The sequence below is a fragment of the Methylophilus medardicus genome, assembly GCF_006363955.1.
In the GTDB taxonomy this organism is placed as follows: domain Bacteria; phylum Pseudomonadota; class Gammaproteobacteria; order Burkholderiales; family Methylophilaceae; genus Methylophilus; species Methylophilus medardensis.
The window spans coordinates 166,431-185,482 of record NZ_CP040948.1; the positions used below are offsets into that span (position 1 = coordinate 166,431).

Annotated in this window: 14 protein-coding genes; 3 read left to right on the plus strand and 11 right to left on the minus strand. The window is 52.5% G+C overall.

Features of this window, described 5'->3' with window-relative positions; genetic code table 11:
* Positions 1 to 11 precede the first annotated feature (11 nt).
* The 4 genes from hprK to FIT99_RS00770 form a co-directional block, all read right to left on the minus strand.
* Complete coding sequence (gene hprK / locus FIT99_RS00755) at positions 12 to 962, minus strand: HPr(Ser) kinase/phosphatase (RefSeq protein WP_140002017.1); 951 nt, start codon at positions 960 to 962, stop codon at positions 12 to 14.
* A gap of 141 nt (positions 963 to 1,103) precedes the next feature.
* A complete protein-coding gene (gene hpf, locus FIT99_RS00760; protein WP_140002019.1) occupies positions 1,104 to 1,430 on the minus strand; it encodes a ribosome hibernation-promoting factor, HPF/YfiA family in 327 nt (108 codons plus the stop codon).
* A 195-nt stretch (positions 1,431 to 1,625) separates the two neighbouring features.
* Positions 1,626 to 2,264 carry a DNA oxidative demethylase AlkB gene (alkB, locus tag FIT99_RS00765; RefSeq protein ID WP_140002021.1) on the minus strand — a complete coding sequence of 213 codons (639 nt, stop codon included), beginning with the start codon at positions 2,262 to 2,264 and terminating at the stop codon, positions 1,626 to 1,628.
* A 12-nt stretch (positions 2,265 to 2,276) separates the two neighbouring features.
* Positions 2,277 to 3,152 (minus strand): hypothetical protein, encoded by an 876-nt coding sequence (locus FIT99_RS00770; protein WP_223261228.1) that lies wholly within the window; start codon positions 3,150 to 3,152, stop codon positions 2,277 to 2,279.
* A gap of 222 nt (positions 3,153 to 3,374) precedes the next feature.
* On the opposite strand from FIT99_RS00770, the gene FIT99_RS00775 reads away from it, so the two are divergent.
* On the plus strand, positions 3,375 to 4,607 hold the full coding sequence (locus FIT99_RS00775; RefSeq protein WP_140002025.1) for an MFS transporter: 1,233 nt from the start codon (positions 3,375 to 3,377) through the stop codon (positions 4,605 to 4,607).
* A gap of 148 nt (positions 4,608 to 4,755) precedes the next feature.
* On the opposite strand, the gene FIT99_RS00780 is transcribed toward FIT99_RS00775, so the two are convergent.
* The 6 genes from FIT99_RS00780 to FIT99_RS00805 form a co-directional block, all read right to left on the minus strand.
* Positions 4,756 to 6,216 (minus strand): TolC family protein, encoded by a 1,461-nt coding sequence (locus tag FIT99_RS00780; protein ID WP_140002027.1) that lies wholly within the window; start codon positions 6,214 to 6,216, stop codon positions 4,756 to 4,758.
* Positions 6,206 to 9,391: an efflux RND transporter permease subunit gene (locus FIT99_RS00785; RefSeq protein ID WP_140002029.1), complete on the minus strand. Its 3,186-nt coding sequence runs from the start codon at positions 9,389 to 9,391 to the stop codon at positions 6,206 to 6,208. The genes FIT99_RS00780 and FIT99_RS00785 overlap by 11 nt, the downstream gene beginning before the upstream one ends.
* A 35-nt stretch (positions 9,392 to 9,426) precedes the next feature.
* Positions 9,427 to 10,509 (minus strand): efflux RND transporter periplasmic adaptor subunit, encoded by a 1,083-nt coding sequence (locus tag FIT99_RS00790; protein WP_140002031.1) that lies wholly within the window; start codon positions 10,507 to 10,509, stop codon positions 9,427 to 9,429.
* A gap of 224 nt (positions 10,510 to 10,733) precedes the next feature.
* A complete protein-coding gene (locus FIT99_RS00795) occupies positions 10,734 to 11,063 on the minus strand; it encodes a hypothetical protein (RefSeq protein ID WP_140002033.1) in 330 nt (109 codons plus the stop codon).
* 211 nt (positions 11,064 to 11,274) lie between these two features.
* On the minus strand, positions 11,275 to 12,015 hold the full coding sequence (locus tag FIT99_RS00800) for an LrgB family protein (protein ID WP_140002035.1): 741 nt from the start codon (positions 12,013 to 12,015) through the stop codon (positions 11,275 to 11,277).
* The gene (locus FIT99_RS00805) at positions 12,008 to 12,376 is read right to left on the minus strand and encodes a CidA/LrgA family protein (RefSeq protein WP_140002037.1); all 369 of its coding nucleotides are present in this window, start codon (positions 12,374 to 12,376) and stop codon (positions 12,008 to 12,010) included. The genes FIT99_RS00800 and FIT99_RS00805 overlap by 8 nt, the downstream gene beginning before the upstream one ends.
* 66 nt (positions 12,377 to 12,442) lie before the next feature.
* Here FIT99_RS00805 and FIT99_RS00810 point away from each other — a divergent pair, with 66 nt between their 5' ends.
* Entirely contained in the window at positions 12,443 to 13,129 is a 687-nt protein-coding gene (locus FIT99_RS00810) for a DUF2490 domain-containing protein (RefSeq protein ID WP_140002039.1), read from the plus strand.
* Positions 13,130 to 13,197: 68 nt separating this feature from the next.
* Positions 13,198 to 16,986 carry a methionine synthase gene (metH, locus tag FIT99_RS00815; protein WP_140002041.1) on the plus strand — a complete coding sequence of 1,263 codons (3,789 nt, stop codon included), beginning with the start codon at positions 13,198 to 13,200 and terminating at the stop codon, positions 16,984 to 16,986.
* A 732-nt stretch (positions 16,987 to 17,718) separates the two neighbouring features.
* Here the strand turns inward: metH and FIT99_RS00820 are convergent.
* Positions 17,719 to 18,984, minus strand: coding sequence for a 3-deoxy-D-manno-octulosonic acid transferase (locus tag FIT99_RS00820; RefSeq protein WP_140002043.1), 1,266 nt, complete (start codon positions 18,982 to 18,984; stop codon positions 17,719 to 17,721).
* Positions 18,985 to 19,052 lie beyond the last annotated feature (68 nt).

Sequence of the window (19,052 nt, forward strand, 5' to 3'; positions counted from 1 at the left end):
CCACTTTCTGTTCATCGTAATTTGCTTTCTCTAAGCATGATTTGCTTTTGGCGCTGGGTCAGTTGTTTCGTGGCATTCACGCCGCGCAGCAGCAACATATGATTGCGCACGGCCGCTTCGACCAGCACCGCGATGTTACGGCCGGCTGCAATCGGAATGATCACTTTGCTGATTTCAACATCCAGCACGCGTTGCGTTTGGCGGTTGGCGCTCAGGCGATCAAGGTCTTGCGGCTTTAATTCGTCGGCTAGCTCAAGCTGTATCATCATATCCAGCGGTTTGGTCGGTTTGACTGCATTGTCGCCATAGAGTGCGCGAATGTTCAAAATCCCCAAGCCGCGTACTTCCAGAAAGTCTTGTAACAGCTCTGGGCAACGGCCTTCAATGCGCTCTGGCGATGTGCGGTAAAAGTCGACGATATCATCCGCGACCAGTCGGTGGCCACGCGAAATGAGTTCCAGCGCCAGTTCACTTTTACCAATGGCCGCACTGCCTGTAATGAGCACACCAAAGCCTTGCACCTCCATGAACACCCCATGCATGCTGGTTGTTTCAGCGGTGGCTACTGCCAGATAATGACTCAGCAACTCCATTAATTGCGGGCTGATCATGGGCGTGGTGAACAAAGGCGTTTGCGATTGCTGGGCGGCTTCAAGCATGATCGGCGGTACTTTTTCACCGTTGGCGACCACGACCATGGCCAAATCTGTGGAGAATAAATTACTCACCGCCTGTTGCAGGGCGAGGATGCTTAGACTGGCCAGATAGTCCATCTCAGCACAACCCAGTACCTGCACGCGGTTTGGGTGCACAAAGTTTAAATGCCCCACCAATGCCAGCGAGGGTTTGGTCACCGTGCCGGAGTTCAGTATTTTTTGACTGCCAGACTCACCTGCGACCCATTTCAATTTGAGTTTGCTGCGAATCTGCTTGTACAAATCAGCGACAGAGATTTGCGCCATACGTGATGTGAACATCTAAACAGGAAATGAACAAGTATTTTACAACTGAATACGGCGTGGCGGGGGTGAAATGACGTAAAAGAAATCGGTGTGGCGGGTTTGAATTCTCTACCCGAGCGGGTAGAGAATGTGAGGCAAGACCTAAGAGCTTAACTGGTGTTTCACTGCGCCACCAGATTTATGGTGGTCGCCGTGTTTTTCCTTGTGCTTCAATACTTGACGGTCAAGTTTGTCAGTCAGCATGTCGATGGCGCTATACATGTTTTCATCGCTGCAGGTGGCGTGTAAATCGTTTCCTGGAACATGCAGTGTCGCTTCAACCTTTTGGGCAAGCTTTTCAACAGACATGGTGACTTTGACATCAATCACATGATCAAAGTGATTGCTGATGCGGGAGAATTTGGATAAAAGGTACTCACGCAATGCCGGTGTGATTTCTAAATGATGTCCGGTAAGTTGTAAATTCATGACAAACTCCTTTTTCTGAAATTGTCTGCGCTAACTTGGTGCCAGATTGACAGCAAAAAAGTTAGAGAAGACAGTTTTAGTTTACTCTTTTGAAGCACAGATGCAACCCAGAAGTGAGAGGGATTGTTGATCTTTATCAGTCCTTACGCAGCGCGGGGATGCGCTGATAAAGGCGTTTGCTAGCCATGATAATGATTATTTGGCTTTTCTAAATGTGAGGTTGATGCGTCGGAGGCCCGTGAGTGAGTGAGCGTGCGGCTTGACCACAGATACGCCATGGTAATAACGTCGGCTCGCGCCTCCCCACACCACGATGTCGCCATGTTGCAGCGGAATTTTCACGGTTGGATCACTGCGTTTGACCCCACCAAACAAAAAAGTGGCGGGCATGCCTATTGATACCGACACGATAGGCTGCGTAAAGTCCTGTTCATCTCTATCCTGATGCAGCCCCATTTTGCTGCCGGGCGCATATACATTGATTAAACAACTATCTGCCACAAAGTTTGCGTAGCCGGCTTGCAGTGCGGCGGCCGTGGACAATGCTTGCATCACCGCCGGAATCGCCGGCCAGGCCTGCTGCGTGGCGGGGTCTTGGGCGCTATACCCATAGCCTTGTGTGCTGCCTACCCAACCCCAATCGCCCATACTGCTGGTGGCGACAGACATCAGGTGGCCCATGGGCGTCATCATGCGCTGTGCGGGGTAGGCGGCCAGATGCTGCGCCAATACTTGCCACAGCGTCGGCATCACCGGCAAGGCAAAACCAGGCAGCCAATAAGCGCCAGTGGCAATCATGACGGGCGTGGTGGGGTGGTCTGAAAATAAATCCATCGTATTGCTCGCTTATGGCATCCACTCAATGGTCACGTTTTTTTGTTTGGCTAGTTGCTCCATGCGTGGGATGGCACGCTCCAAACGCAGCAGATAGTCTGCAGCAGACTCTTGATGAAAGCCCATCACCATCACCGGTTCATGCGCCACTAAGTGTTGTTCGAATAGGGCCAGCAATTGTTTGCTATTGGTGTAGTCGGCCAGCGCGGCATTGTTGGGGTATTCCATGAGTTGGTAGCCTAGCGCATAGGGTTGGTTAAGCTGCGCGGTGTGTGCGTGTAATTGTTGTAGCATTTTGATCAGTGGGCTGTCGCGATGCCAGCGTGTGGTTAATAACTGCGCATCAATCCGTGAACTATCCCATAAAAACTGGTTGGCCTCTAGCGCGGCTTGCAATTTTGGTCCTAATTGCCAAGCCCCGGCCCTAAAGTGCCGTGGTCGGTTGAAGCCATTACTCACTAGCATGGCACTGGCGCAATTGACCAGCTCGGTAAGTTCGGTCTGGCTGTAGGCAAACTCTAGACTGACCGAATGGCCGCAACTGCTTTGCGCGCATTGCTCATCGATATCGGCAATCGATGGCCCCGGTTGGTAGCGAATGCCGCAATATTCCACCAGTCTGCGCATGGGATGAAGATGCAGACCAATGGTGTCTTGCGGCAATAACGTGCTGCGTATCTGGCTGCCGATTTGCGCACGATTGACGCCGGGCTGGATAAAATAAACCGGGTTAATTAGATGTAACAGGGGAATATGCGGGAACTGTTGCCTAAATTTTTGCATGGCTTGCAGATTGTCCTCTTGCAGCCACAAGCCCTCCCAATCGACCGTGACCCACAGCTGCATGACTTCACGCGTGTTGCCCGCGATGGGCAGGGTTAACAGCATGAAAAGCACAAAATATCGAAAAAAGTCACGCATCTTGCGGGGCGCTCCTCGTCGGACAGTGTGTTAGGGCGGGTGCGCTCCATCTATATCGGCAGGGTCGCACGGAGTCAACGACGGCTCATCAGCGTTGCCGCCTACTGCCTGATTCACTGCACCCGTCGTCGTATTGTAGGGGATTCCGAGACAATCTGCCATGCAAGGGGATAGCGTATAATTGAGGCTATGTCCTTATCCGTCCGTCAGATTCTTGCCCATCAGGGCTTTGCGTTTCCCAAGTTGTTGGCTTTTCGTATCTTGATGGTGCTGTCGTATCAGATGATGATGGTCGCCATTGGTTGGCATATTTACGAGTTGACGCATGATCCCTGGTCGCTCGGCTTGATCGGTTTGGCCGAGGTGATCCCTTATATGGGCAGTGCACTGTTTGCTGGCCATGCGGTGGATCATTACTTTTCTCGCCGTGGTTTTGCCGCGGTCTCCGCTTTGTTTCTGGCCTTGAACGCAGCCTTGTTGGTGGTGGTCACGCAACACCAGTCCGCGCATACCGTGTGGTGGATTTATGGCATTGTGGCGCTGACAGGTTTTGCCCGTGCCTTGATTTCGCCAAGCTATAACACCTTGTTCGCCTTGATCATTCCACGTGCCTCGATTGCTAAAGCCTCGGGCATCGGCAGCTCCATGTTCCAGATCGGCCTGATTGTCGGCCCGGCGATTGGCGGCCTGCTGATCGGCTTTGCCGACAAATCGATCACCTACGGCTTGGCGGCATTGTTAGCGCTGAGCGCCGCGCTGGCGGCCATGATGTTGCGGGTCAAAGAACACCGCAGTCACGAACCGATGAAGGTCTTTGCCAGCATCGGCGAGGGCTTGCGCTTTGTGCAACGCACCCAAGTCGTGCTTGGCGCACAATTGCTGGATATGTTTGCCGTGCTGTTTGGCGGGACGGTCGCCATGCTGCCAGCCTTTGTGCATGATGTGTACCAAATGGGGCCTGAAGGATTGGGTGTGTTACGCGCCTCACCAGCGATTGGCGCCATCGTGTCGGGCCTGTGGCTGGCAAAGCATCCGATCCATGAGCACAGTGGCCGCTGGCTGTTGTTAGCGGTTGCTGGGTTTGGCTTAAGTATGATTGCCTTTGGCTTATGCGACACCTATTGGCTGGCGATTGTCATCCTAGCGATTTCCGGCATGATGGATGCGGTTTCTGTGGTTTTGCGGCAAACCATTTTGCAATTAGCCACACCGGACAATATGCGTGGACGCGTCTCTGCCATCAACGGTATTTTTATCGGTTCGTCGAATGAGTTAGGCGCATTTGAATCTGGCCTCACCGCGCGGCTGATGGGCTTGGTACCATCGGTGGTGTTTGGTGGCTGTATGACCATTGCCGTGGTGGCGGTGACGGCCATTAAAGCGCCCAAATTGCGCGATCTGCATTTATCACAGTTGCATTAAGCCCCATTGCGGCCATGCGACATTCGTTGCGCAGTGTGCGAGGATTCAGGCCGCATCGACGGCTGGTCGATGCCGGTCACTGATTAGGCCACCCCAAAAACAAAAGAAGCCCACGGGGGCTTCTTTTTGTTGGTTGGCGCAAATTACCTTATGGCTTGGCGTTCGCGCTGTCCGCCGATTGCCAACCGCCGCCCAGTGAACGATATAAATCTACCACCGCGGCAATTTGTTGCTGTTTGGTTTCAATTAACTCCATTTTGGCATCTAAGGCATCGCGTTGGGTCAATAGCACCTCCATGTAGTCAGCGCGGGCGGCTTTAAACAACTGGTTCGCGACATCAATCGACTGGGTTAAGGCTTCTACCTGCTTGTTTTTCAACTGGTAGTTTTTATCCAGATTGTCGATGTTCGCCACCTGATTAGCCACTTCCATGTAAGCGTTGATGATCTTTTGCTCGTAGTCATACGCGGCTTGAATCTGCATCGCATTGGCACTCTTGTATTGTGCTTCAATCGCATTTCGGTTGATCAAAGGCGCCACCAGTTCACCACCAAACGATGCCATCACCGAGGCTGGAATATTCAGCAAGTATTTGGGATCAAATGCCTGAAAACCCAACCCGCCTCGAATAGAGAACGAAGGATAAAAATTGGCTTTCGCCACATCAATATTCAGCTTGGCGGCAGATAGCTCCAGTTCGGCCTGACGGATATCCGGACGATTGGAGAGGAGTTCAGAAGGCACGCCGGTTTGCATCACTTTGTTTTGCATGGCCATAAAGTCCGCCGATGCCCGCTGAATTGGTTGCGGTGTTCTACCCAACAAATAATTGATGCGGTTTTCGGTTTCTACAATGCTTTGTTTCAGCACGTATTGGCGGCTCTGGTTTTTTTTCACTTCCGCATCAAACCGTTTCACCGCCAATGAGTTGGCGCGCGCATATTGCTGCAACGCTTTGACCACCGAGAGTGCGTTTTGCTGAATCTGAATATTTTGATCCAAGGTTTGCAGTTCGTTGTCGAGCGCGATCAGCTCGTAATAAGCATGCGCCACCTCGGCAACCAGATTGGTCACTAAAAAGTTTTTACCTTCAATGGTGGCCATGTACTCCATTACCGCTACCTTGGTCGCATTGCGCAGTTTTTTCCATACATCCAGCTCCCAAGAAGCTACCAAACCAAATTGGTAGTTGCCTAGGAATCGAGGGTTGGAGCGGCCGTCGCGGATATCCAAGTTTTCTTCGACGGCGCCATTACGCGTGTATTTGCCCACTTTTTCTTTATCAGCGCTGGCGCCGATGCCGACAAATGGTAAGTACTCCCCTTTACGCGCTTGGATTTCATTTTGCGCAACGCTGATCCGTTGCGCCATGATGTGGATTTCTTTGTTGTTATTGACGGCAGTGTCTATCAGAGACACCAGATTCGGATCGTCAAAAAAGTCCTGCCACTTGACGCTGGCGCTATTGCCGGCAGGGGTCACGGTTTCCTGATATTGCGTGGGCAAACTGGTGTCTGCCTGCTTGCTATTGATTAAGGGAATGGCGCAGGACTGCAGCATCAAAGCCACTGCCCCTGCCACCAGCCATTGTAAACGCTTATTCTTCATCATCATCATCCTGATGGGAGTTGTATTTGTAGGTCTCGGTCAGTGGTTCGGTCTCTTCCTTACGGATCAGCGATTTGCCATCTGCCAGCGTGCCAAAAATGTAATAAAGGCCCGGAATCACCACCACCCCGAACAGGGTGCCGAACAGCATGCCCCCCATCGCAGAGGTGCCGATGGTACGGTTACCGACGGCGCCCGCGCCGGTGGCAATCACCAATGGGATCAGGCCGGCAATAAAGGCAAATGAAGTCATCAAAATTGGACGGAACCTGGTTTTGGCCCCTTCAATCGCCGCATCCCGGATAGACATCCCCTGGCTATGTTTCTGTACGGCAAACTCGACAATCAGCACGGCGTTTTTACCTAACAAGCCAATCAACATAATCAGGCCGACCTGTGCATAAATATCGTTCGCCAATCCCATGATTTTGAGTAGAAACAACGAACCAAAGATACCCGCGGGCAGCGACAGAATCACCGCAAATGGCAGGATGAAGCTCTCATACTGCGCAGCCAGTACCATGTACACAAACACCAGCACGACGAGGAAAATCATCAAGGCTTCATTGCCGCGTTTTTCCTCGTCATAGGACAAGCCTTCCCATGCGATGTCGTAGCCTTTAGGCAGGGTGGCACGCGCCACTTCTTTCACCGCATTAATTGCCGCAGCCGTGGTGTAGCCTGGGGCTGGTTCAGCGCGGATGGCGGCAGAGTTATACAGGTTATAACGCGTGATTTCGTTAGGGCCCTGACGTTTTTTCATGGTCATGAAGGCAGAATAAGGCACCATTTCACCGTCCTCGTTTTTCACAAAATAGTTTAAAACATCACTCGGATAGCGGCGGAACTCAGGCCCGGCCTGCGTGTAGACTTTGAAGAAGTTGTTAAAGCGGATAAAGCCTTGCTCGTAGGTACTGCCGATCAGGATATCCAGATTGTCCATGGCATCAGAGATCGATACTTTTTTCTGCATGGCCAATTGGTTATCAATCACCAACTCATATTGCGGATAGTTGGCCGCATAAAAGGTGAACAGGCCGGTCAGCTCTTTACGCTTACCGAGGTTTTGCATGAACTCCTTGTTGATTTTGTCGAACACGTAGTAGTCGGCACTGGTGGTTTTGTCGAGCAGACGCAGTGATAAGCCAGAAGCTGCACCATACCCCGGCACGGCCGGCGGTTGAAAGTATTCCACCACAGCACCAAAGTTTTTGGTTTTTTCTTCCAATTCAGCAATGATCTGCTTCACGGACTGTTTACGCTCTGACCAATCTTTGAGGTTAATAATACAGGTACCGGCGTTTGAGCCGCGCCCTTCCGTCAACACCTCATAACCGGCCAGTGAGGAGACTGACTCCACCCCCTCGACTTGCTTGGCCAGCGTTTGTAAATGACGCGCTACCTTGTTCGTCGTCTCGAGCGTTGAGCCGGGCGGCGTTTGGATAATCGCATAAATCATGCCCTGATCTTCACCAGGAATAAACCCCGCTGGCAAGGTTTTGTCGACAAAGAAAATACCAACAGAAAACAGGGCCAACACAATAAAAGTCACCGACCGTAGGGTCACCACTTTTTCAAGAAAGTTGGTATAGCGCCCGGTGACTTTTTCAAATAACCAGTTAAAGCCATCGAGAAACAGCGAGATGGGTGTTTTGCGTTTGGGTTGGCCATGCGTATCTTTAAGAATCATGGCGCACAGCACCGGCGTCAAAGTCAGGGCCACAATCCCCGACAGCACAATAGAGGAGGCCATGGTAATGGCAAATTGGCGGTAAAACACGCCGACTGGCCCCGGCATGAACGTGATCGGGATAAATACCGAGGTCATCAACATGGTGATCGCTACAATCGCGCCGCCGATTTCACCCAGCACGCGCTGCACTGCAATGTAGGGGCCAACATGGTCTGAGGCCATTTTGGCATGTACCGCTTCTACCACCACAATCGCATCATCTACCACCACGCCAATCGCGAGCACCAGCGCGAACAGTGTGACCAAGTTGATACTGAGACCGAATGCCTTCATGACAAAAAACGCACCAATCAGCGAGATAGGCACCGCGAGGGTCGGGATCAGGGTCGAGCGCCAATCCCCCAGAAAAATAAACACGACCAACGCGACCAGCACGAAGGCCTCTGCCAAGGTGTGGATCACTTTTTCAATCGAAGCGTCGAGGAACTTAGACACGTCATAATTGATTTCATAGTCCATGCCTGCCGGAAAGCTTTGTTTCAGCTCTTCCATTTTGGTTTTGACGTCGGCAATCACTTCGCTGGCATTGGTGCCATAGTTTTGCTTAAGGACGATGGCGGCAGAAGGGTAGCCATCTTTATTCGAGTAGATATCAAAAAACTCACTGCCCAGCTCGACTTTAGCCACATCGCGTAAGTGCAGAATCTCACCGTTTGAATCGGCGCGAATGATGATGTTGCCATACTCTTCAGGCTTGTTATAACGGCCCTTGTAGACCAGTACATACTCCTTAGATTGGGCATAAATACCCGAGCTCTGACCCAAGCGACCGGGGCGGCCAATGATGCTCTGGCTACTGATCGCATCCATCACTTCTTTGGTCGATACTTTGTAAGCCCGCATGCGCTCGGGGTTGAGCCAAATCCGCATCGCAAACTGGCGGCTACCCAGGTTTTGCGCCTGTGCAATCCCATGTACGCGTTGGATTTCAGGAATCACGCTGACGTTGACATAGTTAAACAGGAATTTCTCGTCGGCGTTTTTATCTTTACTGTATAAGTTCACGTACATCAGCATGCTGGGCTGTACCGTGTTCACGATCACCCCTTCTAGCTGCACCAGCGGCGGCAGTTTACTCATGACCTGATCGAGCCGGGTTTTCACCAGCACCATGGCGGCGTTTGGATCGACGCCCAAGTCGAAAATGACTTGGATGGTGGCTTCACCCGCACTGGTAGCATCCGACACGATATATTTCATGCCCGGCACACCGTTAATGGCGCGCTCGATAGAAATCAGCGAGGATTGCACCAACACATCGGCACTAGAGCCAGGAAAAGCCAGCGTTACAATGACGCGCGGCGGGGCAATTTCAGGAAACTGCGAAATAGGCAGGGTTTTAATGGATAAAAACCCTAAAAAAATCATGACCAGCGATAAGACTATCGCCATCACTGGCCGTCGGAGAAAGATATTTAACATGGATGCGTCACTTTCGTGTGAGGGCGGCCTAAGCCTTATTCTGCGTACAGTTCCAGCTCTGGAATGACTTTTTCAGGTGCTTTGTAATCCAGGTTGATTTTTTGGCCGTTTTTAACGCGGCGCAAGCCTTCCAGCAATACGGTATCGCTGTCTTTGAGGCCGGACTTCACAATGAATAAATGCGGCTGTTCTGCAGCGATCTGAATCATGCGCTGTTCCACTTTGTGGTCTTTGTTGACAACGTACACAAAGGTTTTATCCAGCACTTCAAAGGTGGCTTTTTGCGGAATCAATAATGCGTTTGGATACGGCACTTCGAGCAAAATCGTGCCTGTTTCGCCATGGCGTAACAGACTGTGCGGGTTGGGAAAGTCAGCGCGGAACTCGATGTTGCCGGTTTTGTTGTCAAAATCGCCTTCAATCGTTTCAATCGCACCTGCTTGATCAAACAGCGCGCCGTTGGCCATACGCAGTTTTACCGGCACCCCTTTTTCTTGTTTCTGATGGATTTTAAAGTCCAGATATTCGGCCTCTGGCACGTTAAAATACACCCACATGCGGCTGTTGTCAGACAAGGTGGTTAATAAGTCGCCTTCATCCAGCAAGCTGCCTTTTCGCACCAACAAGTGATCCATAATGCCGGTAAAAGGGGCATTAATATTGGTGAAATTCAGGTGCGTCTGCGCCAACTGTACTTCGGCATTGGCTTTATCCAGCTTGGCTTTACCCAGCGCCAGCTCATTTGGCGACACGATATTTTTTTCGGCCAAGGCTTTGGTGTTTTCATATTCAATTTGCACGGTCTTGGCTTCTGCTTGTGCTTTGAGCAAATCGACCTGATACACATTGGGCATGATCTTGAACATCGGTTGGCCCTGTTTGATGACCTGGCCTTCGCCAGCAAACACGTCTTGCAGGTAGCCGCGTTCAAGCGCGCGCAGCTCAATGTGCTGAATCGCATGAATCTGGCAGACATATTCTTTGGTGATCATGGTGTCTTTGCGCCATGGGGTGGTGACTTCGAGTTTTGGCGTCGCTTCTTCATGCGCCTCCTCTTGATGACAAGCGCTGAGTAGCGCGCCAAGCAAGCCGATAACGATTAAGTGCTGTTTAATCATAGTGTGTTCTTATCTTAAAAATGAAGAGGGATTCTTGCAAAAACAGGTGCTTGGTGGCTTGTGCGCTTGCTGCTGGATGGTCAGCCTAGCCTCTCTTGGCTATGAATCACAAGCACGCTTAAGGCTTGGGCCTTAACGGGCATGGGTGGTACGCAATCAGCAGAGAGGAAAAGGCGGCAATCCACGGCGACATGCGAAGCGCATACGCGGAAGATACCTGTGTGCTAGCGGGGTGGGGCGCGCGACTGCAGGTGGCGAACAACGACCGGGCGTGGAATCACGCGGCGGCGAGGCAAAGCCAGCAATGCAAACAGAATCACGCAAGCAACGGGGAGGCTTGCGATGGTAGAAATGAGTGGGATGACCGGCGTGAAAGGGGGTTCACCATCGGCGGTGTATTCAATGATTTCTGCCACCCGCACGCGAACCGTATCGTCACTGTAGCTAGAGTGGTCAGAAAACTCCGCGACTAATGCAAAGCCGAGCATCGCCAACAGCACTGTGACGACCCACAGTCTGAGCTGTAATGCAGCGGTATTTAAATGTTTATGCATAAGTGTATTTACGGAGATCACGCGTCATTTCTGTAGCGATCAACAGTCGCTTTGGTCTATCGCGATAAATGCGATTTACAATGCTTACATTAAACGCTTTTACCACGGGAATGACAATACGCTAGGCGATGCAGTTCTGATAAATTCGCCAAATGTAAGCTGGCTGTCAGTTTCAAGGCGATTGTGACGCTCACCGGCGATGTAAAACCGCTCAAAAACCCAGATGTGGCCGCAAGTAGGTGAGCACAATGGGTAGGCCGATCGCGCTGATCACGCCATTCAGGCCCATGGCCATGCTGGCAAATACCCCGGCTTCTTCGTTGACGCTAAAGGCGCGGGTGATGCCAAGGCCATGCGCCCCCACCCCAATGGCGGTGCCGCGTATCCACCATTGATGGACTTTCACCGCATTCAGAATGTAAGGCGCCAGAATAGCCCCCAACATGCCGGTGATCACCGTGAACACGGCGGTCATGGTCGGAGACACATTTAAACGCTCGGCAATCCCCATGGCAATCGGGGCGGTGACCGACTTGGCATACATGCTGCCAACAATATTATCCGAAGCGCCCATCCAGCGCGCAATGCTGACTGCGCTGGCAATGGACACCGTACTGCCAACGGTGAGCGCGACCCAGATATGAAAAATCTTGCCCTGCATGCGTTTGAAGCCGTTATAGATGGGCACCGCTAATGCCACCGTCGCTGTCCCCAGTAAAAAATGCACGAACTGCGCGCCCTCGAAGTACTTTTCATAAGGCATCTCCAATGCCTCAATGATGATGCAGGTGAAGATGACTGATATGGCTACCGGATTGACCAAAGGGTTACGTTTGGCGCGTACATAGAGCAGATAACCCAGTTGGTAAGTGGCCAAGGTGATGATCAGGGCAAACAGTGGGTCGCCGGATAAGTAGACCCAGATGTCGGTAATCGGAATACGCTTATTCATGACGATGCCCCTTGTGACGCTTGAGCGAGAAGAACCAAAACGCCTTCAGCACAATGGCCGTCACCGCGATGGTCAGCACCACACTCACTAGCAAAGACGTGCCGACAGCTAATGCATGGGTTTGCAGCTCAGGTAAAAACAGCACAACACCCACCGAGGCAGGCACAAACAGCAATCCCAGATGCTGGCGAAAACTGTCGGCCACGAATGCCAGATCTGGATGCACTTGCTTTTTAAAACATAAAAACGCTAACAATAAGAGTAGGCCAAGCACGGGGCCGGGAATGCCAGGCAAAAAGAACTTACTCAACAACTCACCCAGACCTTGCCACAAAAAGAGTTGAACCAAACCTGATATCATGCGATCCCCTAACGTATCCGGGCAGCGTTAATCGCCCTTGTTTATCCACAGAATGCCGCGATGTTAATGTCATTTTTCCGATTCGCCAATGTTTTCGTGTTGCTCGCGCTGAGCGGCCTGTTGCCCGCCCATGCGGATACCGAGCAAGATGGCCGCTACTGGTTTAGTGTGTATGCGCAAGGCAAATTGCCGGCGGAGCAGTTGTACTGGAGCATGGACATGCAGCCGCGCTGGCGCAATGAAGGGCAGCACTTTGATCAGCTGATTCTGCGGCCAGCCGTTTTTTATAAATTTGACCCGAAAAGCAGTGTCTGGCTGGGCTATGACACTGTTGTCAGTCATCCCGATGGGCAATCGGCGCAGCGCGAAAATCGTTTATGGGAGCAGTTTCAATACCAGTTTGATGCGGTCGCTGACCTCACTTTCACAAGCCGCACCCGCTTAGAGCAGCGGCGGCGCGAAGACTTTGATGAAATTGGCCATCGATGGCGGCAAATGGTGCGCATGACCACGCCGGTGTCCGGTCATCCTCAGTGGTTATGGGTTGCCTCTAATGAGTTATTTATACAACTCAACCAGACGGAGTGGGGCGCCCGGCGCGGGATTGATCAAAACCGTTTTTTTATCGGTGCGCAATGGCGGTTTAGCGACGTTTCTAATCTTGAATCGGGCTATCTGCATCAATACGTTAATACACGCACGGTAGACCGTGAAAATCATGTGTGGATGACCACGCTTCGTTTTAATTTCTAATCGCCCACAGGGCAGGGTCGTTCCTTGCCTTGTGATAAAATAACGCTTTTGTTTTCAAGTTGATACGCATGACGCCACTGCCGATCTCTGCCACCGAACGTTGGTTACGTGAAGCGCTTTCCAAGCGCATTCTGATACTCGATGGTGCGATGGGAACCATGATCCAGCAATACAAGCTGACCGAGGCCGATTATCGTGGCACGCGGTTTCAGGACTTTCAGGGTCCTGCCGGTGAGCGCGAGTTATTCGTCAAAGGCAACAATGAGTTGCTCACACTGACGCAGCCACAGGTGATTCAGGAAATTCACGAAAAATATCTGGCAGCAGGCGCAGACATCATCGAAACCAATACTTTTGGCGCCACCAGCGTGGCCCAAGACGATTATCACATGGCACATTTGGTGTATGAGATGAACGTCGAAGCCGCCAAGCTGGCCAAGGCTGCCTGTGTCAAATACAGCACGCCGGACAAGCAGCGATTTGTGGCAGGGGCATTGGGCCCCACGCCCAAAACCGCCTCGATTTCACCCGATGTGAATGACCCCGCAGCGCGTAACGTGAGTTTTGATCAGTTGGTGAGCAGTTATCTGGAGCAGATCCGCGGTTTGGTAGAAGGCGGTGCTGATATCCTCATGGTCGAAACCATTTTCGACACGCTCAACTGTAAAGCCGCGCTGTTTGCCATTGAGCGCTTTTTTGATGAGCAAGGCAAAACTTGGCCAATCATGATCTCAGGCACGGTGACCGATGCCTCCGGGCGTATCTTGTCCGGCCAGACCGTCACTGCCTTCTGGCATTCCGTGCGCCATGTCAAACCGCTCACTGTGGGCCTCAACTGCGCCCTCGGCGCCACCCTGATGCGCCCTTATGCTGACGAACTCAGCAAAGTGGCGGATACCTTCGTCTGCATTTACCCCAACGCCGGTTTGCCGAATCCGATGTCGGATACCGGCTTTGATGAAACGCCGGATGTGACTTCTAGCCTGGTCAAAGAGTTTGCAGAAAGCGGCTTTATTAACATTGCGGGCGGCTGTTGCGGCACCACGCCAGACCATATCAACGCGATCTACACCGCGATCAAAGACCTGCCACCGCGTCAGGTGCCGACACTGCCAGTGACCACCAAGCTGTCTGGTCTGGAGCCATTTGTCATCGACGATCAATCCTTGTTCGTCAATGTGGGGGAGCGTACCAACGTCACTGGCTCCAAAGCGTTTGCGCGCATGATTATCAATGAGCAATATGAAGAAGCGCTGAGTGTGGCGAGACAGCAGGTTGAAAACGGCGCGCAGGTCATCGACATCAACATGGATGAAGGCATGCTGGATGCGGTCAAGGCCATGACGCACTTTTTGAATCTGGTCGCCTCAGAGCCCGATATTGCGCGCGTGCCGATCATGATCGACTCCTCTAAATGGGCGGTGATCGAGGCCGGCCTGAAATGCGTGCAGGGCAAAGCAATCGTTAACTCGATCTCGATGAAAGAGGGCGAAACAGAATTTTTACGCCAGGCCAAACTATGTCAACGCTACGGCGCCGCCGTGGTGGTGATGGCGTTTGATGAAACCGGTCAGGCAGATACCTATGCGCGCAAAATCGAAATTTGTAAGCGCGCCTATGACATGCTGGTGGGCATGGGCTTTCCGCCCGAAGATATCATTTTTGATCCGAATATTTTTGCGGTCGCCACCGGCATCGAAGAGCACAACAATTATGCGGTCGATTTTATTGAGGCGACGCGTTGGATCAAGCAAAATCTGCCGTATGCCCGTATTTCTGGCGGCGTCTCCAACGTTAGTTTCAGCTTCCGCGGTAATGAACCCGCCCGTGAGGCGATACACACCGTATTCCTTTACCACGCCATTCAAGCAGGCATGACCATGGGCATCGTCAACGCCGGCATGGTCGGTGTGTATGACGATATTCCCGCCGAGTTACGTGAGTGTGTAGAAGACGTGGTGCTCAATCGCCCGGTGGACCCTGACAATCCACTGGCTGCGACCGAGCGCATGATCGAAATGGCCGGTACGCTGGTGGCGGGGGGCAAAAAAGCCGAGGCGACGCTCGTCTGGCGCGGCAGCCCTGAGACGCCAGTGCCTGCGAGCAAGCGCCTAGAATATGCGCTGGTGCATGGCATTACCGACTACATCGTCGCCGATACCGAAGAGGTCCGTCAGGACATCATGAGCAAGGGCGGTCGCCCCATCCACGTCATTGAAGGCCCGCTCATGGATGGCATGAACGTGGTGGGTGACTTGTTTGGCCAAGGCAAAATGTTCTTGCCGCAAGTGGTCAAATCGGCACGGGTGATGAAATCTGCCGTCGCGCATCTGATCCCATTTATTGAAGAAGAAAAGGCCGCTGAAGAGCGCCGCACGGGCAAAGTTGCTAAGCCCAAAGGCAAGGTAGTGATTGCCACGGTTAAAGGCGATGTGCACGATATCGGCAAAAACATCGTCTCAGTGGTGTTGCAATGCAACAACTTTGAAGTGGTGAACATGGGGGTGATGGTGCCGGCGGCGGAGATTCTAGCCATGGCCAAAGCCGAAAACGCCGATATCATCGGCTTGAGTGGGCTCATTACGCCCTCACTCGAAGAAATGGCTTATATCGCCAAAGAAATGCAGCGCGACCCGCATTTTGTCGAAAACCAAACGCCTTTACTGATTGGTGGGGCGACCACTTCACGCGCACACACGGCGGTCAAAATAGCCCCCAACTATCAGGGCCCGGTGATTTATGTGCCTGATGCCTCGCGCTCGGTCAGTGTGATGCAAAATCTGCTCTCACCCGACACCCGTGGCGCCTATCTGGCCGAGATTCAGGCCGATTATGAAAAAGCCCGCCATCAGCATGCCAACAAAAAAGGCGTGCCCATGCTACCGCTGGCCGATGCGCGCGCTAACGCGACAAAGGTCACGTTTACGGGGGACCACGCGCCCATTAAGCCGAAGTTCATCGGACGTCGCGTGTTTAAAAATATCGACCTCGCCTTAATCGCGCAATACATCGACTGGGGCCCGTTTTTCCAGACCTGGGATCTGGCCGGCTTTTATCCCGCCATCCTCAGCGATGAGATCGTCGGCGACGCAGCCACCAAAGTGTTTGCCGAGGCGCAAGTCATGCTCAAACGCATCATTGATGGTCGCTGGCTGTCCGCCAACGGCGTGATCGCCTTGTTGCCTGCCAACCAGGTCAACGGTGACGATATCGAAATTTATACCGATGAGTCGCGCACGCAGGTTGCGCTCACTTGGTATGGCATGCGTCAGCAAACCGAAAAACCAGTGATTGACGGCGTGGCGCGTCCCAATCAGTGTCTGGCTGACTTTGTTGCGCCGAAAGGCATTGAGGATTACATCGGCCTGTTTGCTGTGACCGCAGGGCTCGGCATGGAAAAACGCCTGGCCGACTTTGAAAAACAGCACGATGACTACAATGCCATTATGTTTAAGTCTCTGGCCGACCGCTTTGCTGAAGCCTTTGCAGAATACATGCATGAGCGCGTGCGCCAAGACTTTTGGGGCTATGCCGCAGGTGAAGCCTTAGACAAAGTTGCGTTAATCAAAGAGCAGTATCAAGGTATCCGACCCGCACCGGGCTACCCGGCATGTCCGGACCATACGGTCAAAGCACAAATGTTTGAGGTGCTACAGGCTAGCGAAATTGAGATGCAACTCACCGACAGCTATGCCATGATGCCTGCGGCAGCTGTCAGCGGCTTCTACCTTGCGCACCCTGAGTCACGCTATTTTAGTGTGGATAAAATCGGCAATGACCAGGTGGAAGACATGGCAAAACGGCGCAATGTTGATAAGGCTTGGTTGGAGCGGTGGTTATCGCCTAACCTTGGGTAATTGGATTTGTGGATTGAGCGAGAAGGGCGTGCTGAGAGGTGCGCCTTTTTTGTTTTTTTGATGCGTGGAGAAGGTCCTTTTTAGTGTTTATTTTGGTGGCAGGACTGGGATCGGTTGCTTTTCGCCTTGATGGCGAGTCACTTTCTGGTGCTTGCCCCCCAGAAAGTAACCAAAGAGGAGGGCACCCAGCCATCACGGCCTAAAGGCTCCCTTGCGTTGCTCGGAAAAGTGGGCGTCCATCGAAACTCGCCCTGACAAGCCACACAAAACGTGGCTTGTTGCGGAACTCGAACAGCCGATGGTCGAAACCTCCCACTTCGCCTCCGCTACTCAGCGTGATGGAATGGGATTTGTCTCGCCAAACTTACATTGTAGAAATTTGTGATTTTCTAAAAACAGATTGTGTTATCAAAACCACAAATGGTGGCATCCTGTTGGTGTTCGGGGTCCCCATCTGCCGCGCCGAGTAGCGCAGGCAAAATAAGGATAAAGGGAGCGACTGTCCGAATCCCGCAGTAGCTCACGTTGTGTGTGAGCTGCTAGGTTGAGTTTCGTGACCGCTTATTTTGTCGAGCAACGCAAGGGAGCCGAAGGCCGTGATGGCTGGGTGTCTTCCTCTTTGGTTACTTTCTGGGGGACAAGCACCAGAAAGTAACTCGCCGAAGGCGAAAAAGAATGACGCCCTGGAGTGAAAGCTTGATTGAGTGCTCTAACGATTGTGCGCACGAAGAGTTACTTTTTTAGAAGTTCCGCAATCGCTGTCATCAACCTCTGTGTGGTCCCTCTATGCTGCAACGCAAAGCCTTTTGCCGCTTGCGACATGTTTTGTCGTTTGGTTTTATCCGCCGCCAAGGTAGCAATCATGGCTGGCAAATCGGTCACGTCATTCAGCTGTACTGCTGCATTGGCAGCCACCGCCGCTTGGGTCACTTGCGCAAAGTTAAACATGTGTGGGCCCAATATGGTGGGCACGCCCATGGCGGCCGCTTCAATCAGGTTCTGTCCGCCTAATGGCTGCAAACTGCCGCCCATCACAGCAAAATCGCTGGCGCCATAATAGGTATACATCTCGCCCATGGTGTTGCCCAACACCACCTGCACATCGTCTGCCAGTGGTTGTGATAAGTCAGTGCGCAGCACATAACGCACGCCTCTGGCCTTGAGCAGGCTTTCAACCTCATTAAACCGCTGTGGGTGACGCGGCACCAGCAGGGTAAGTACCGGGCAGCCGAGCGCTGCATCGAGGATGCGGGATTCTTCTCCCTCGCGGGTGCTGGCCGCCATCAATACCGTGCGGTGCGTGCCTAACAGTTGCCGCAAGGCCGCCGCGCTGGCAATACTGGCGGCTGGCGGCGTCACATCAAATTTTAAATTACCGCAAATCATCGGATTGTGGGCACCGAGTGCTTGCAGCCGCTCGGCATCCGCCGCAGTTTGGGCGGCCACCAGTGAAAGCTGTTGTAAAGCTGTTTTTGTCAGGCGCCCCAGTTTAGCGTAGCCTGCGGCCGATTTAGGCGAAAGGCGCGCGCTGAGTAGCGCCATGGGGATATGCAAGCGGCTGGCCTGATCGATTAAATGAAACCACAGCTCGGTTTCCATCAGCAAGCCGATGTCAGGGGTAAACGTACGCAAAAACCGTCTCGCGGCGCAAGGCGTGTCGATGGGTAAATAGGCTTGTCGCACGCGGCCAAGGCGAATATCGTCGGCAAATAATTGGCTGCTGGTATCACGGCCTGTAGGGGTGCCGTGGCTAATGAGAATTTGGTGTTGCGGATAATGCGCCAACAAGGCCTGAATCAGCGGCTGTGTGGCACGCGTCTCGCCCACGGAAACGCAATGCACCCAAATGCGCGGTGCTTGCACAGGGGGCGCATAAAAACCATAGCGCTCACCAATGTGTTGGCGGTAGGCCGGTTGCTTGAGGCCACGCCAAAAAAGCTTAAGCGGTAGCAGTGCGCCCACCGCAAACATGAGCAGGGAATAGACGAATGTTGGCATGGCGTTATTCTCGCATATTTGCCTTGTTGTATTGCCGACACAGGCGCAAAAACAGGTGAGTGATGACT